The following is a 15,534-nucleotide window of genomic DNA, read 5'->3' as shown; positions in this document are numbered from 1 at the left end:
TATGGGAAATTTAGAATATCGAGATCAACCGGAAGTGTTGCGGGAATTGATTTTAGATCATTACCAATATCCTCATCATCATAAATTAATAAAAAAAGCACCTTATCAGTCAGTTCATAAAGCGAGTGATAGTTGTATTGATGATATTACTGTGGAGGCTAAGGTTGAAGCAGGCATCATTCAGGATATTAATTTTGAAGGGGTGGCTTGTGCTATCTCTACGGCTTCCACTTCTATGATGGCAGACTTATTGATCGGGAAAACCAAAGAAGAAGCGAAAGTACTGATAGAGAATTTTTTACATATGGTTCATGAAGAAGCCTATGATCCAGATTCTTTAGAGGAGGCAATCGCCTTGAAAAATGTGTATCGTCAAGCGAATCGGATTAAATGTGCCACAATCGGTTGGTCCGCATTGCAAGAAATATTGGAAAAGGAGGATGAACCGGATGAAAAATAGAGAAGAAGTCTTGTCATCCCAAGATCACTATAAATACGGTTTTCACGATAACGTGACCAGTATTATTGATACAGGAAAGGGAATCAGTGAAGAGATTGTCCGTCAAATTTCAAAGCTCAAAAAAGAACCGGAATGGATGTGTGAAAAAAGAATTCAAGCTTTCCATATTTTTGAAAAATTATCACTACCGAAGTGGGGACCGGATCTACAAGATATTGATTTTCAAGATTTTACCTATTTTAGAAGGGTTTCTAATGAAACTGGAAAATCTTGGCAGGATGTCCCGGAAGAAGTGAAAAATACGTTTGAAAAATTGGGTATTCCTCAAGCGGAAAGAGAATTTTTGGCCGGAGTGACGACACAATATGAATCGGAAGCGGTGTATCATTCCATGCTAAAAGAAGTGGAAGAAAAAGGGGTGATTTTCCTTGATATTGACTCGGCTTTGAAAGAATATCCGGATCTTTTTAAAAAATATTTTGGAACCATTGTTTCAGCTGGAGATAACAAGTTGGCTGCGTTGAACTCAGCCGTTTGGTCAGGAGGCAGTTTCATTTATGTGCCACCTGGTGTCAAGCTGGAGAAACCTTTGCAATCGTATTTTCGTATCAATTCAGAATCTATGGGACAGTTTGAACGATCCATTATCATTGTGGATGATGGAGCTGAAATTTCTTATGTGGAAGGTTGTACAGCTCCACAATATTCTAAGGACTCTTTACATGCGGCAGTTGTAGAAGTTTTTGTTGGAAAACAAGCGAAGTGTCGCTATTCTTCCGTGCAAAACTGGTCGGGTAATATTTTGAACTTAGTCACGAAAAGAGCGAAAGTGGAAGAAGATGGATCAATGGAATGGATTGATGGCAATATAGGCTCTCGTATTACGATGAAATATCCTTCTTGTATTTTAGCTGGAGCAAGGGCAACGGGTCTTTGTATATCTATTGCGGTGGGTTCGCAAAATCAATTTCAAGACTCAGGAGCTAAAATGATTCATGTGGCTCCTGATACGAAGTCTTCTATTATTTCAAAGTCTGTTTCAAGAAATGGCGGTGTTACGAACTTTCGAGATGAAATTAGAATTTTACCACAAGCAGATCGTGCGAAATCGCATATTGAATGCGATACATTGATTTTAGACAATCGGTCTAAATCGGATACGATTCCAGTGGATATCAATTTAAATAGCCATTCTACGATTGAGCATGAAGCTAAGGTTTCTAAGATTTCAGAAGATCAATTATTTTATTTAATGTCACGTGGATTGAGTGAAGAGCAAGCAACGGAAATGATTGTGATGGGCTTTTTAGAACCATTTACGAGGGAGTTACCAATGGAGTACGCAGTGGAATTGAATCAGCTATTGAAGTTAGATATGAGTGGTTCTATTGGATAAGATCAAAGCCAGAAAAAGAGGTCAAGAAAAAAGAAGGCTTCTAAGTGCAAAACAAAGGCATCAATATAGTCAAATCATTCAAGAAAAAGCATTAACTTGGATGAAAGGGAAACAAAAGGTCGCTCTTTATATATCAACGGGTTGTGAAGTTGAAACAAATCTTCTTTTAAAGCAAAAAGGGATTTCTTTATATGTGCCAAAGGTAGAAAAAGGAACTCTTTGTTTTTATCCCTATGATTCAAATTTAGTACAGAAGGGTTTATTTGGCATTTTAGAACCAACAGGTGGATCTTCCTTAGCCATCCAAGAGATGGATCTGATTTTAGTACCGGTTTGTGCTTTTGACCGAAAGGGAAATCGATGTGGTTATGGTAAGGGATATTACGATACGGTTTTAAAAGATGCCACATTCAAAATCGGCTTAGCTTTTCAAGAACAAGAAGTAGATCAGATAGAAAGCGAAAGCCATGATGTTCCTTTAGATATTGTGATCACAGAGTCCTATCCTATGGGGTAGGATTTTTATGGAATGGGGTGATTGGGTAGAGGGGTTTTTGATATAATAATCCTATGTACAAAGTAGAATGTTGGATTGAAAATGCAGTTCATTCGTTAGATCATTTATTCACCTATGGATCATCTGTTCCAATTGAAAGAGGTATCCGTTGTTATGTGCCTTTTGGAAAGAGTCGGCGAATGGCTTTTGTGGATCATAGTGAAGAATATGATGGGACTTTAGAAAGTCTTAGTCAAAAACTGGGGTATCCGGTGAAAGAAATCCAACAAATTTTAGATGAAGAGCCACTACTGAATCAAGAACTATATGATTTGGCCTTGTGGTTAAAAGAAAAAACATTATCTACCACCATTGCTTGTTTTCAGGTGATGATGACCAATAAAAAAAGAGTGAAGGGGAAAGTGAAATCGGTTGTTTTGGAGCAGATCATCGAGGTAGCCGATGAATCTTTTTCTCTCAGTGTAAAACAGGCGCAATGCTTACGCTATGTTCAAGAACATACTCCTATTTCTTATACAGAATTACGAAAAAAATATCCATCCATCGTAAAAACTTTGTTAAATAAGGGAGTTTTCATCAAGAAAGCTCAAGAACGTTTATCCTTTTTACAAGCCGAACAGGAAGTGCAACCTTTGAAGGTTTTGAATCAAGAACAAACGAAAGCATATCAGTTGATCCAAAGAAAAGAAGGAGTTCATCTTTTATATGGGCAAACAGGATCCGGGAAAACGGAAGTGTATCTTCATTTAGCAAAAAAAGCAATAGAAGAAGGAAAACAGGTATTGATATTAGTGCCGGAAATTGGGTTGACACCACAAATGGTCAACCGTGTTTCACGTGTCTTTGGTCAAGACTTAGGAATGTATCATTCGGGTTTGAATGAACAAGAACGTTATGAACAATATCAACTTGTCAAACAAGGACGTTTGAAAGTGATTGTGGGAACACGCTCGGCCATTTTTTTACCCTTTCAAAAATTAGGCTTAATTGTGTTGGATGAAGAACATGATTCTTCTTATAAACAGGATGTGCAACCAAGTTACCATTGTCGGGATGTAGCGGTGGAAAGAGCTGGATTTCATCATTGCCCTTTGGTTTTAGGATCGGCGACCCCTTCTTTGGAAAGTTATGCCAAAGCACTAAAAGGGGTATATCAGATGGTTTCTTTAAAGACTCGTTTTGGTCAAGATATGGCTAAAGTTCATGTGGTGGATATGAGCCAAGAAATCCGTCAGGGTAAGGATTACATTTTGTCGGATGAATTGAAACAGAGACTAACAGAAGTTTTAAGAAAAAAAGAACAGGCCATTCTTCTTTTAAACAAACGGGGATATAGTCGCTTATTGCGTTGTAAATCTTGTCAGGAAGTATTAACTTGTCCACATTGTGACTTGGCACTATCGTATCATGCGGATTGTCAAAAGATGAAATGTCATAGTTGCGGTTATGAAATGAAGGTTTTGAGAAGATGTCCGCATTGTGGAAGTGAACACGGTTTTAGTGGTTATGGATTTGGCACACAACGTTTATGTGAAGAAGTACAAAAAGAATTTCCGAAATCCAGAATTTTGAGAATGGACTTTGACAACACGCAACGAAAGAACGCTCATCGAAAAATTTTGGAATCTTTTGGGAACCATAAAGCCGATATTCTTGTTGGAACACAAATGGTGGCTAAGGGGTTGGATTTTCCTAATGTGACTTTAGTAGGCGTTTTAAATGCAGACGATGGTTTACAAAGAAGTGATTATCGAAGTGGTGAACATACCTTTGATCTTTTGATGCAGGCAGCTGGGCGAAGTGGAAGAGGAGAAAAAAAAGGAACTGTTATTTTTCAGGTGTATAATCCAACTCATTTTGCTATTCGCTTTGCTATCGAACAGGATTATGAAAGTTTTTTTAAGCAAGAAATGGTCTACCGCCATTTAGCTAAATATCCACCTTATACTTCTTTTGTCAGCTTTACATTTGAAGGTAGAAAAGAAGAGAAAGTAAGAGAAATAGCGGAAAATTTTCAGCAAGAAATAGCGAAGATTTGTTTTAGCTTGGGGGTTGCTGCATTATTAAAAAAACAGGATTTATATCGTTATCGTATTGTGGTGAAAGAGAAATATTTAGAAAATTTATTAAAAAAATAAGAGCTTTTTTAGAAGTGACAACAGTAGAGTTACAAGGGATGAAGATTGATGTCAATCCTTTGTATTTGGAGTAAGTATGAAAGAAAGAGAAGCCATTGTTCGAATTTTGGAGCATGTTTTATATGATCATGCATATGCGTCTTTGAGTTTGAAACAGCTAAAAATAGAGGGTAGTATAGGATTTGTGACAGAGGTGGTGTATGGAACGTTACGTCATTACAAGCTTTTGCAAGAACAATACAAACCCTTTGTGAAAAAAATCAAGAAGAAAATGGATGTTCTTTTGGTGATGGCTTTATACCAACATCATTTTATGAAAGTGCCGGATTATGCGATTGTCAATTCTACAGTTGAATTGGTGAAATCGCAGGAAAAAGGGTTTGTAAATGCGGTATTACGAAAGATTTTTCAATCTGAATGGATAGAACCGATGGGAAATAATCCGGAAGACTTGGCGATTCGTTATTCGCATCCGGAATGGTTGATTCGTCTGTGGTTGGCTCAATATGGCTTGAATAAAACCCTAGAAATTTTAGCAGAAAACCAAAAACCGTCTAAAGTGTATGGAAGGTATAATCCTTTTTTAGCTAAAAAAGAAGAATTGACCGGATTTACATTCTATGAAAACGATTGTGTTTCCTATACAGGTAATCTACTTTCCACCGAAGCTTTTCGAAATCATAAAGTATTAGTTCAAGACCGCCATTCTCAAATGATTGTCCCACAATTGGATCTAAGAAGGGGGTTGAAAGTCTTGGATGCTTGCGCCTCTCCTGGTACCAAATCCCAACAGATCGCTACGTATATGTGTAATGACGGAGAAATCATCAGTTGTGATATTTATCCTCATCGTTTAAAACTGCTGGATCAATTGGCTAGTCAAACAGGTACTAAGATCATTCACAGTGAGTTACAAGATGCCAGTTGTTTTCGGAAAGATTGGCAGCAAGCCTTTGATCGAATTTTATTGGATGTGCCTTGTTCGGGTTTAGGAGATTTAAGTCATAAACCAGAAATACGTTATCACATTAGTCCGAATTCCATAGATGAAATTCAACAATTACAATCTAAAATCTTAGAGGTTAATGCTTCTTATTTAAAAGAAGAAGGAATTCTGGTCTATAGTACTTGCACACTTAACCAAAAAGAAAATCACAAACAAATTCAACAATTTTTAAACCAATATGAAGAATTTATCTTAGAGAAAGAAAAAACGTTTTTTCCGAAAAATGGAAGTGATGGTTTTTATTACGCAAAGCTAAGAAGAAAACGAAAAGATATGGTAAAATAAAAGGCATGCAAACAATATACGATTTAACCCTTCACCAATTAGAAGAACTGGTTTTAGAATTAGGACAAAAAAAGTATCGTGCTAAGCAATTATTCACCTGGTTATACCGTAAACGAGTGTTAAGTTTTGAAGAAATGACAGATTTACCGACTTCTTTTATTGAAGAACTTAAATCTCATTTTATCATTATGCCAGTCAAAGAAGTGATGCGCCAAGTTTCTAAAGACGGAACTCGGAAATATTTGTTTTCGTTAGAAGATGGTAGTTCTATTGAGACGGTTTTAATGCATTTTAATTTTGGTGAAAGTCTTTGTGTTACTTCTCAATTAGGCTGTAATATGGGTTGCACTTTTTGTGCTTCGGGTCTTCTTAAGAAACAAAGAGATCTTAGCCAAGGAGAAATCCTGGGTCAATTGATGTATGTTCAAAAAGAGTTGGATAGCGAAAATCTTCGTATCAGTAATATTGTTGTCATGGGGACAGGAGAGCCTTTTGACAATTACGACCATGTCTTGGGTTTTTGTAAGACTGCTAATCAAGATATTGGTTTAGGGATTGGAGCCCGACATATTACGATTTCCACTTGCGGTATCGTGCCAAAAATTCGTGAGTTTTCAAAAAGTCATTATCAATATAATTTGGCTATTTCATTGCATGCACCAAATCAGGAATTAAGAGATAAACTGATGCCCATCAATCATCGTTATCCATTATCAGAATTGATGGATTCTTTAAAAGAATATAGTGAAAGTAATCATCGTCGCATCACATTTGAATATATTTTATTACATGGTGTTAATGATTCAGATCAGCATGCGATTGAATTAGCTCATTTGATTCGAGGAATGAATGCCTATGTGAATTTAATTCCATACAATAAAGTGGATGAAAAAGGGTATGAATCCACGGATGATAAAACAGCATTACATTTTTATGATGTGTTGATGAAACATGGAGTCAAAGCCACTCTTCGTCAGAAACATGGGGATGATATTGATGCGGCTTGTGGCCAATTAAGAGCTAAACACGAAAAAGGTAGAATACGTGTATGAAGTATTATGGAATCACCGACAAAGGCTTTATCCGTAAAAGCAACCAAGATTCTTATGTGATTGCCACAAATGAATCTAAGGATGTGTTGGCCGTTGTGGCGGATGGAATTGGAGGAAACAGAGGAGGAGATATTGCTTCACGCATTGCAGTATCGGTGATGTGTGAGGGTTTTTCGTCGTCTTTAAAATTCAATCAACCAAATCAGATCCATGAATGGTTGCGTAATACGATCAGTAATGCAAACTCACAAATTTTTTACTATGCACAAAGTCATCCGGATTATCAGGGAATGGGAACAACGCTTTGTGCTCTTTTAGTTTGTGAATTGGGTTGCTGGTTTGTGAATATTGGCGATTCAAGAGCGTATGCTTGGTTTGCAGATGGTCGTTTCCAACAAATCACCCAAGATCATTCTTATGTGAACGATTTAGTTCGTAAAGGAGAAATGACACTTGAAGAAGCGAAACACTCAAAACAAAAGAATATGTTGACAAATGCACTGGGTGTGTGGCGGGATGTTCGCTTTGATGAATTTCATGGTTTTTCAGGAATTCAAGGCGTTCTTCTTTGTTCAGATGGCTTACATGCCTACGTAGATGAAAAAGTCATTCGATCGATCTTGTTTTCCAATTCGATTCCGGTCGCTAAAAAAGCTCGGCGTTTGATTGAAGTTGCCAATCGAGTGGGCGGCTTTGATAATGTGACAGCTATTATTGTGGATTTGCGAGGTGATGATCGATGAGTCAAAAAAATGTCATTGCTAATCGTTATGAGGTGATTAAACATATTGGTAAAGGTGGCATGGCGGATGTTTTTTTGGCGGTGGATATGATCTTAAATCGCCAAGTAGCGATCAAAATCTTACATAGCGATTTAAGTAAAGATGTTTTAAGTATTGTCCGTTTTGAAAGAGAAGCTCAAGCTGCGGCGGCTTTAGCTCATCCGAATATTGTAGAAATTTATGATGTGGGAGATTATCGCAGTCACCATTACATTGTGATGGAATATTTACAAGGACAAACGTTAAAAGAAATGATTCGTCAAAGAGCACCGCTATTCTTAGAAGAAGCGGTAGATATTCTGAAACAATTGGCTTCTGCTTTAGCTTGCGCCCATATGAAAGGGATTATTCATCGAGATATCAAACCGCAAAATGTGATTGTGAAAAGCGATGGAACGATCAAAGTGTTGGATTTTGGGATTGCTATAGCGAAAGGAAATCTGCAATTGACCAGAGCCAATAATGTTATGGGATCAGTTCATTATTTAGCTCCTGAGTTAGCGAAAGGGGATCCGGCCACACCACAATCAGATATCTATGCCTTAGGAGTGGTTTTCTATGAAATGTTGACGGGAGATGTTCCTTATAAAGCAGAACAAGCCATTCAAATAGCGATGAAACATTTGCGTGAACCGGTGCCGTCTGTTCGCTATAAAAACAAGAAGGTGCCACTTGCTATTGAAAATATCTGTTTAAAGGCTATGGCAAAGGATAAAAATGATCGTTATAACAATTGTGAAGCTTTATTAGCGGATTTAGAAACTTGCTTATCCATGAAAGATTCCGATGTCAAATTGTATATTCCAAAGACCGTTCCAAAAAAGAAAAAAGAAAAGAGTCAAAAAAAGAAATCCTATTTTTCAAAAGTGGTTTTGATCGGTTTAATGTTTTTGGTTTTGTTGGGAACCTTAGGATTGGTATATAACCATTATTTTGCAAAAGTAGTGATGCCGAATATATTAGGATTGGATATCAACCAAGCTAAACAAAGATTAAAAGAAGTCGGTTTGGATGTGGATGAACGTAAAATTCAACATGCATTATCGGGAGAATATGAAGCTGGTCTGGTGAGTAAAACAGATATTGCAATTGGAAAAGAAATTCATAAGGGAACGAAAGTATCCTTACTCATATCGAGTGGTAAAGGAATTCTTGTAAAAGACTATAGTGGTCAAAATGTGGAAGATGTTCAAAAACAATTAGCCGCCTATCCGAAATTAAAGGTACATATTCAGGCTAAAAAGTCAAAAGAAAAGCCAGGAACGATTCTAAGTCAATCCGGGTTGAAGCCAGGTAGTCTGTTTGACCCGAAGAAAGGGGCGACGATTCAATTGGAGTATTCGGCCTATCCAACCAAGATCATTCCAAAAGATATTCTTGGTAAAACAGTGGATGAAGCAGCCAAGGAATTAGAAGCCATGGGATTTGTTGTCCGTCGTTCCAACCGGGATACAAGTCATATGACACAAAAAGAATTGGATAAGATTCAAGTTGGTGTTGTGGTGGATGTAGAACCGAAGGTAGGAACTGCATTTGTTCAGAAAAAAAACAATTATGTGACCTTGTTCTTTTATTAGGAGAGAGATGAAAGCGAAAATTATTAAAATTGTTTCTAAAGATTATGGTGTATTTTTGGAAGACACAAAAGAAAAAGTGATGGCTCGGGTGGCGGGTAAAGTGCGACTTCAATTTTCCCCGGTAGTTGGAGATATGGTGGAGGTGAGTTATCAAACGGATCGTTATGTCATTGATCGTATCTTACCTCGGCGTAATTCGCTTGTTCGACCGGCTATTGCGAACGTAGATCAGGCTTTTATTGTGATGTCGGTGGTGGATCCTAATTTTTCGACATCCTTGGTGGATCGGCTATCTATTTTAGTCAAAGCAGCCGGAATTAAACCGATTTTAGTGATTACAAAAACTGATTTGAAATATCCGGATGATGTCGAAACAGAAATAGAAGCCTATGAAAGAGGAAAAATGCTGGTGATTCGAACGGAAAAGGGATTTATAAATCCGGCCATCCAGCATTCTTTAGAAGGTAAAATAACCGTTTTAACCGGGCAAAGCGGAGCGGGTAAATCAACTTTGTTAAATACGCTAGATCCCAGTTTTCATTTAGAAACACAGGAAATTTCCAAGGCTTTAGGACGTGGAAAGCATACCACTCGGCATTCAGAATTGCATGAAATCGCTGGCGGGTTGGTAGCCGATACACCAGGTTTTAGTTCTTTGAGTTTTTCGCATTTAGAACTAAAGGATATGGCTGATTGTATTCCCGACTTTGAACCATATCTTCATCAGTGTCGATTTAACGATTGTTTGCATGAAAATGAGCCGGACTGTACTATTAAAAAAGCTGTTTTAAAAGGGGATATAGCCAAAAGTCGGTACCAGTCTTATTTGCAAGTGCTAGCTTTAATAAGAGAAGAAAACAGGAGGATGAAACGATGAAAATTGCCCCATCTATTTTAGCTATTCAAATGAACCGTTTTTCCCAACAAATGGATGAATTGAATCAATCTAGTGCAGAATGGATCCATATAGATATTATGGATGGTCATTTTGTGCCGAATTTGAGTTATGGTCCTCATGTGGTCAAAGGGCTTCGATCTAGTAGCCATAAATTTTTTGATGTTCATTTGATGGTGAGCGATCCTATTTTCTATGCCAATGCCTTTATTAAAGCGGGAGCGGATGCCATTACTTTTCATGTGGAGGCTTTAAAGAAAGAAGAAATTGTTCCATTCATTCATCAGCTACATCAACAAGGTGTAAAGGTTGGTATTTCTATCAAACCAGCTACCCCTGTATCTGCGATTGAGGAGTATTTGAGTCTGGTAGACATTGTTTTGGTCATGTCTGTGGAACCGGGGTTTGGTGGTCAATCGTTTATGCCGATGGCTCTGGATAAAATTGAACAGTTAGCCCGTCGTTCAGAAAATTTCGAAATTGAAGTGGATGGAGGAATTGATCAGGAAACCGGTTATCTTTGTAAAGAGAAAGGGGCAACAGTTTTGGTTGCCGGTTCTTATATCTTTAAAGGAAAGATTGAGGAAAGAGTGCAAAGTTTGCGATGAATCAAGCGATTGTTATCTTGGGAAGGGTTCAAGAATTGCCGTCATATACCAATGTGGATTGGATTGGAGTGGACTATGGAGCCGATTTTTTAGCTACTAGAGGAATCTTTATGAAATTGGCAATTGGTGATTTTGATTCGACGGATGCTTTAGATGAAATACGAAACTTTGCTGAAGAAGTCATCGTACTACCGACTTTAAAAGAAGATACCGATAGTGCGGCTTCTTTAAAAGTTTTAAAACAAAAAGGATATGATTCCATCATCCTTTGGGGAGCAATGGGAGGAAGAATGGATCATGAGTTAGTCAATATCGGTTTGTTATATCGGTATCCGGGAATTGAAATGCGTGACCATCATCAAGTATTGAAAGTGTTGGCACCTGGTCAATATCGAATTCAAAAGGAATATAAGTATCTTTCTTTTTTAACAAATGATAGTAGTGAGTTAAGTGCAGAAGGATTATTATATCCTTTAAGAAAATTACGTTTAACGAAGGAAGATTTATTCGCAACATCCAATCAGTTTCTTCAAGATGAGATTGAATTAACCGTGAGAAAAGGGTTGGTGTTATGTATGCAATGTGAGGATGAAAAAGGGGCTTGATTCGTTCAAGCCCCTTTTAATGATCAATAAAAAAACCTCATAAGAGGTTTATTCAGCTTCACTAACTCTTTGTCCTGCCTTTAAGGTCTTAAGGGCACGAGCAGAAATGCGTAGTGTTTGTGGCTTGCCATCCACAATCATATGAACTTTTTGTAAGTTAACATTCCACTTACGACGTGTAGCTCGTAATGAGTGGGAACGTTTGTTTCCATATAAAGCTTTCTTACCGGATACGGTGCAAACTCTAGACATACCATAACCTCCTTACCTGTTTTTGAATGCTTGACAATATTATCAAAAAAATCAAATCTTGGCAAGGGGAAATCCACTCCGGCATAAGAAATGGTTGGAAAAACAACGATTCTTTCCCGTATAATAAGTAGAAATGGGAGGAAATGATCACTATGATAAAAAGCATGACAAAGGGAAATGCCCTTCGATTGATATTGGAATTCAGCCTTCCTTTGTTGTTGGGAAATTTATTTCAACAAACTTATAACATGGCGGATGCGGCGATTGTCGGACAAATTTTAGGTCCCAATGCTTTAGCGGCCGTTGGGGCTACCAGTTCTGTTCAATTTTTAGTCTTAGGTTTTTGTATTGGAAGTATGGTTGGTTTTGCGATTCCGGTTGCTCAAGAATTTGGAGGTAATCGGTTGTCTCATATGAGACAATACGAATATCAAGGAGCTTTTTGGATGATTATTTTAGCAGTATCGGTAACGTCCATCACTATTTTTATGATTCATCCTTTGTTACATGCTTTACAAGTTCCTCAAGAAATTTATCAAGATACATATCGGTATATTTTAATGATTTTTATAGGTATTCCTTTTACACTTCTCTATAATTTTTTATCTAGTATTTTAAGAGCTGTAGGAGATTCCAAGACCCCTTTTTATTTTTTAACTTTGTCTGCTATTTTAAACATTTTCTTAGATGTCTTCTGCATTGTTGTTTTAAAGATGGGGGTTTTTGGAGCAGCTTTCGCAACGGTACTTTCTCAAGCCATTTCCGGATTTCTTTGTTTGATTTTAATTCGTCGAAAATTCACCATCTTACAAATGGGGAAAAAGGAAAGAATGTTCCAATGGTCAAAAAGTCGAAAAGTCTTAGGGATGGGAATTCCCATGGGACTTCAGTATTCCATTACAGCTATCGGTTCAATGGTTCTTCAAGCGGCTAATAATGGCTTGGGAACTTTATATGTGTCCGGCTTTACTGCCGGTTTGAAAATCAAACTGTTTATGTTAAGTCCTTTTGATGCTTTTGGAGCTGCTGTTTCTACCTATGTCTCACAAAATTATGGGGCGAAAGAAGAAGGTCGTATCCGTGAAGGGATTTATAAAGGAATTGGGATTGCATTAATATATTCTCTTATTTCTGGCGCGATCATGATTTTATTTGGTTATCAATTAAGTATGTTATTTGTGAATCGGGATAGTTGGGCTGTTTTAAATGCTTCGGCTTTGTATTTGAGAAGAATGGGGTATGGCTGGTGGTTATTGTCTTTTTTGAATATCGGTAGAATGGCTGTTCAGGGATTAGGATTTGCTAATAGAGCTATTTTTTGCGGTGTGATTGAAATGATTTGTCGAGTTTTTGTTAGTTTGGTTTTTGTTAAAGATTTTGGCTATGAGGCTATTACTTGGGCTGATCAAACAGCTTGGCTAGGAGCAGATTTATTCTTGATGCCTATGTTACTGATGACCTTACGTCAAGTGCATGGGGCATTAGAAAATGAAAGAAAAGCAATTGCGTTGGAAAAATAATACAGAATAGATAGAGCTTATGGTACTATAGAAACGATGAAAGGAGTCTTTCGGTGAGTCAGAAAAAAATATATGCGACCCTAGAGATTGTTAGCCATGAGGTACGCTTAGTGGTAGGAGAATTTTTTAACACTCGTTTTCAAATTTTTCAAGTGGTTCGTATTCCTTGTCAAGGCATGAGTTATACAGGGGTTGAGAATCAAGATGCTTTAGTCAATGCTATTCATAAAGCGGTTCAGCAGGTGAAGGAAAAACTAAAGATGGATATCAAAGGTGTGATTACTTGCGTTCCTTCGTATCGTTTCAAACATTTGAATTCCAAACAAACAGTGGATATTGCGGGGTTTGATGGTGTGATCACTGCCAAAGATATTCAAGGTGCCATTCATAAGGCGGAAACTTTAAAATATGGTGATCAATATGTCCGTGTACAAAGCACGGCATCTCGTTTTACAATCAATGGGATTAGCACAAGAAAACCTCCGATTGGGGATCGTTGTTCTCAATTAACTGTGGATGTGGATTTATATTTTGTGGATAAGAAGTTAGCTTACGATATCGCTATGGTCATCCAGAATGCCGGTTTGACTTTGATGGATTTATTTGTGTCCGGCTTTGCGATTGCGAAAGAGGCGGCTTTGATTGAGTCTTCTTTAAATAAGCAAATCATTTCGATTGATTTGGAATATGATTCAACGACTTTAAATCAAATTTACAGGGGAAAACTTCAAAATTCGGTTTTGTTTAAAGGCGGATTGGTCGACATGGTTCAACCGGTTATAGATAGGTATGGTTTGACCAAAGAAATGGCCATTGAATTATTAAAATATGGCACACAAATTGATAAAGAAGTATTTTCAAAGAATCCAATTCATATGTGGAAATTGAAAAATGGAGAATTGTTTCTTTTGAGTGAAGAAGAATTTATGAAATCAATTTGGGAGCGTGTGTCCCAATGGATTGAAACAGTTGTAAATACTTGCTCTCCAATATTGAAAACAGGTGAAAGTACTGTTATAGTTAATGGTGAAGGTGGAGAACAAGAGGGTTTTGTAAAACTTTTGAATAAGAACCTCCAAGTGGAAACTCGTAGTTACATTCCTGAATCTTTAGGGGGAAGAGATGCGGCGTTGGCGACTTGTTTGGGTTTATTCTATGCTTATCAAGATAAGCTCCCTATTTATGGAGAAATACAAGATAGCGTAGATGTGGATGAATTCGTCCGCCAGATTTCTTTCCGAAAGAGTAGAAAAGGGAAGAAAAAGGAAGATACTCTTACAAATCGTTTGAAGAGTATGTTTACTAGTAAATAAGAGTAAAGAGGAGTCGTTATGGCAGAATTAACTTACAATCAGGTAGCGAAGATTAAAGTCTTCGGTGTTGGCGGTGCTGGCGGAAATGCAGTAAATCGCATGGTTCAAGATGGTGTTAAGGGCGTTGAATTCTATATCGCTAACACTGATTTACAAGCAATGGATATGTCCCCAGTTGCGAATAAATTGCAATTAGGTAAAGAAGGATTAGGCGCTGGTGGCAATCCGGATAATGGTCGTCGAGCTGCTGATGAAAGTGAAGAAGAAATTCGTCAAGCTATGGAAGGGGCAGACATGGTCTTCATTACCGCCGGCATGGGTGGAGGAACCGGAACCGGAGCTTCTCCATTGTTTGCAAAAGTAGCTAAGGAATTAGGCTGTTTGACTATCGGTGTTGTCACAACCCCATTTAGATTTGAGGGTAAGAAACGTTCCAATCAAGCCAATCAGGGTATTACTAATTTGAGGGAATATGTGGATTCTTTAATTATTATATCGAATAATAAGGTGTTAGATGTTTTGGGTTCTGTCCCATTTGATCAAGCCTTTAGAGAAGCGGATAATATCTTGCGCCAAGGAGTTCAAACGATTACTGATTTGATTGCGGTTCAAGCGATGGTGAATTTGGACTTTGCGGATATTAAGTCTGTTATGGAAGGACAGGGTACGGCTTTATTTGGAATTGGCATGGCTGAAGGCGATAACAAGGCTGAAGAAGCGGCTTTGCGTGCTATTCAATCCCCATTATTGGAAGCTCAAATTCAAGGAGCTAAGAACGCCATTATTAACGTGACAGGCGGATCTGGGGTGACTTTGCAGGAAGCCAGTCAAGCGGTTGAGACTATTGAAGGGGCGGCCGGAACTGAAATTGATACTATTTTTGGGGTGGCTATTAATGATAAATTGGGCGATGCCATCATTGTTTCAGTGATTGCAACCGGATTTGATTTACCTGGTCATGAGTCGGAAAATAAGGAAGAGTATGCTCCTCAAATCGGTGTGGAATCTACTACCGGTGACTTTGGTATCCATGTGGATGAAGATGAGAATATTCCTACTTTCTTTCGTTAATGTGAGTTGACCACTAGAAATAGTGGTTTTTTTAATTTTTTAAAACTATGCTATAAT

General features: G+C 37.7%; 15 protein-coding genes. 14 read left to right on the top strand and 1 reads right to left on the bottom strand.

What is annotated here, in order from left to right; genetic code table 11:
* Window position 1 precedes the first annotated feature (1 nt).
* The 11 genes from sufU to HMPREF9013_RS06755 all read left to right on the top strand — a co-directional run bounded on the left by sufU (window position 2) and on the right by HMPREF9013_RS06755 (window position 11,321).
* Window positions 2–460, top strand: coding sequence for a Fe-S cluster assembly sulfur transfer protein SufU (sufU, locus tag HMPREF9013_RS06805; protein ID WP_006627651.1), 459 nt, complete (start codon window positions 2–4; stop codon window positions 458–460).
* On the top strand, window positions 450–1,856 hold the full coding sequence (gene sufB, locus HMPREF9013_RS06800; RefSeq protein ID WP_006627650.1) for a Fe-S cluster assembly protein SufB: 1,407 nt from the start codon (window positions 450–452) through the stop codon (window positions 1,854–1,856). Before sufU ends, sufB begins: the two co-directional genes overlap by 11 nt.
* The gene (locus tag HMPREF9013_RS06795; RefSeq protein ID WP_006627649.1) at window positions 1,849–2,373 is read left to right on the top strand and encodes a 5-formyltetrahydrofolate cyclo-ligase; all 525 of its coding nucleotides are present in this window, start codon (window positions 1,849–1,851) and stop codon (window positions 2,371–2,373) included. The genes sufB and HMPREF9013_RS06795 overlap by 8 nt, the downstream gene beginning before the upstream one ends.
* A gap of 53 nt (window positions 2,374–2,426) precedes the next feature.
* On the top strand, window positions 2,427–4,511 hold the full coding sequence (gene priA, locus HMPREF9013_RS06790; protein WP_006627648.1) for a replication restart helicase PriA: 2,085 nt from the start codon (window positions 2,427–2,429) through the stop codon (window positions 4,509–4,511).
* Window positions 4,512–4,587: 76 nt separating this feature from the next.
* Entirely contained in the window at window positions 4,588–5,802 is a 1,215-nt protein-coding gene (gene rsmB, locus HMPREF9013_RS06785) for a 16S rRNA (cytosine(967)-C(5))-methyltransferase RsmB (protein WP_006627647.1), read from the top strand.
* A 5-nt stretch (window positions 5,803–5,807) separates the two neighbouring features.
* Complete coding sequence (gene rlmN / locus HMPREF9013_RS06780; RefSeq protein ID WP_006627646.1) at window positions 5,808–6,854, top strand: 23S rRNA (adenine(2503)-C(2))-methyltransferase RlmN; 1,047 nt, start codon at window positions 5,808–5,810, stop codon at window positions 6,852–6,854.
* A complete protein-coding gene (locus tag HMPREF9013_RS06775; protein ID WP_006627645.1) occupies window positions 6,851–7,597 on the top strand; it encodes a Stp1/IreP family PP2C-type Ser/Thr phosphatase in 747 nt (248 codons plus the stop codon). The genes rlmN and HMPREF9013_RS06775 overlap by 4 nt, the downstream gene beginning before the upstream one ends.
* Window positions 7,594–9,213, top strand: a complete 1,620-nt coding sequence (locus HMPREF9013_RS06770; protein WP_006627644.1) for a protein kinase domain-containing protein — start codon at window positions 7,594–7,596, stop codon at window positions 9,211–9,213. The genes HMPREF9013_RS06775 and HMPREF9013_RS06770 overlap by 4 nt, the downstream gene beginning before the upstream one ends.
* Window positions 9,214–9,220: 7 nt before the next feature.
* On the top strand, window positions 9,221–10,090 hold the full coding sequence (rsgA, locus tag HMPREF9013_RS06765) for a ribosome small subunit-dependent GTPase A (protein WP_006627643.1): 870 nt from the start codon (window positions 9,221–9,223) through the stop codon (window positions 10,088–10,090).
* Window positions 10,087–10,716 (top strand): ribulose-phosphate 3-epimerase, encoded by a 630-nt coding sequence (gene rpe / locus HMPREF9013_RS06760; RefSeq protein WP_006627642.1) that lies wholly within the window; start codon window positions 10,087–10,089, stop codon window positions 10,714–10,716. Before rsgA ends, rpe begins: the two co-directional genes overlap by 4 nt.
* Entirely contained in the window at window positions 10,713–11,321 is a 609-nt protein-coding gene (locus tag HMPREF9013_RS06755) for a thiamine diphosphokinase (RefSeq protein WP_006627641.1), read from the top strand. The genes rpe and HMPREF9013_RS06755 overlap by 4 nt, the downstream gene beginning before the upstream one ends.
* A gap of 48 nt (window positions 11,322–11,369) precedes the next feature.
* Here HMPREF9013_RS06755 and rpmB read toward each other — a convergent pair whose 3' ends face one another.
* The gene (gene rpmB / locus HMPREF9013_RS06750; protein WP_006627640.1) at window positions 11,370–11,573 is read right to left on the bottom strand and encodes a 50S ribosomal protein L28; all 204 of its coding nucleotides are present in this window, start codon (window positions 11,571–11,573) and stop codon (window positions 11,370–11,372) included.
* A gap of 152 nt (window positions 11,574–11,725) precedes the next feature.
* Between rpmB and HMPREF9013_RS06745 the strand changes: the two genes are divergently transcribed.
* From HMPREF9013_RS06745 to ftsZ, 3 genes are read left to right on the top strand one after another with little or no spacing between them, the layout of a single operon-like run.
* Window positions 11,726–13,093: an MATE family efflux transporter gene (locus HMPREF9013_RS06745; RefSeq protein ID WP_006627639.1), complete on the top strand. Its 1,368-nt coding sequence runs from the start codon at window positions 11,726–11,728 to the stop codon at window positions 13,091–13,093.
* Window positions 13,094–13,146: 53 nt separating this feature from the next.
* Window positions 13,147–14,406 (top strand): hypothetical protein, encoded by a 1,260-nt coding sequence (locus tag HMPREF9013_RS06740; protein WP_006627638.1) that lies wholly within the window; start codon window positions 13,147–13,149, stop codon window positions 14,404–14,406.
* Window positions 14,407–14,424: 18 nt separating this feature from the next.
* The gene (gene ftsZ, locus HMPREF9013_RS06735; RefSeq protein WP_006627637.1) at window positions 14,425–15,477 is read left to right on the top strand and encodes a cell division protein FtsZ; all 1,053 of its coding nucleotides are present in this window, start codon (window positions 14,425–14,427) and stop codon (window positions 15,475–15,477) included.
* Window positions 15,478–15,534: the final 57 nt, after the last annotated feature.

The sequence above is a fragment of the Bulleidia extructa W1219 genome (genome assembly GCF_000177375.1).
Classification (GTDB): Bacteria; Bacillota_I; Bacilli_A; order Erysipelotrichales; family Erysipelotrichaceae; genus Bulleidia; species Bulleidia extructa.
The sequence above is the reverse complement of the archived record's forward strand: the minus strand, read 5'-3'. Positions and strand labels throughout refer to the sequence as shown.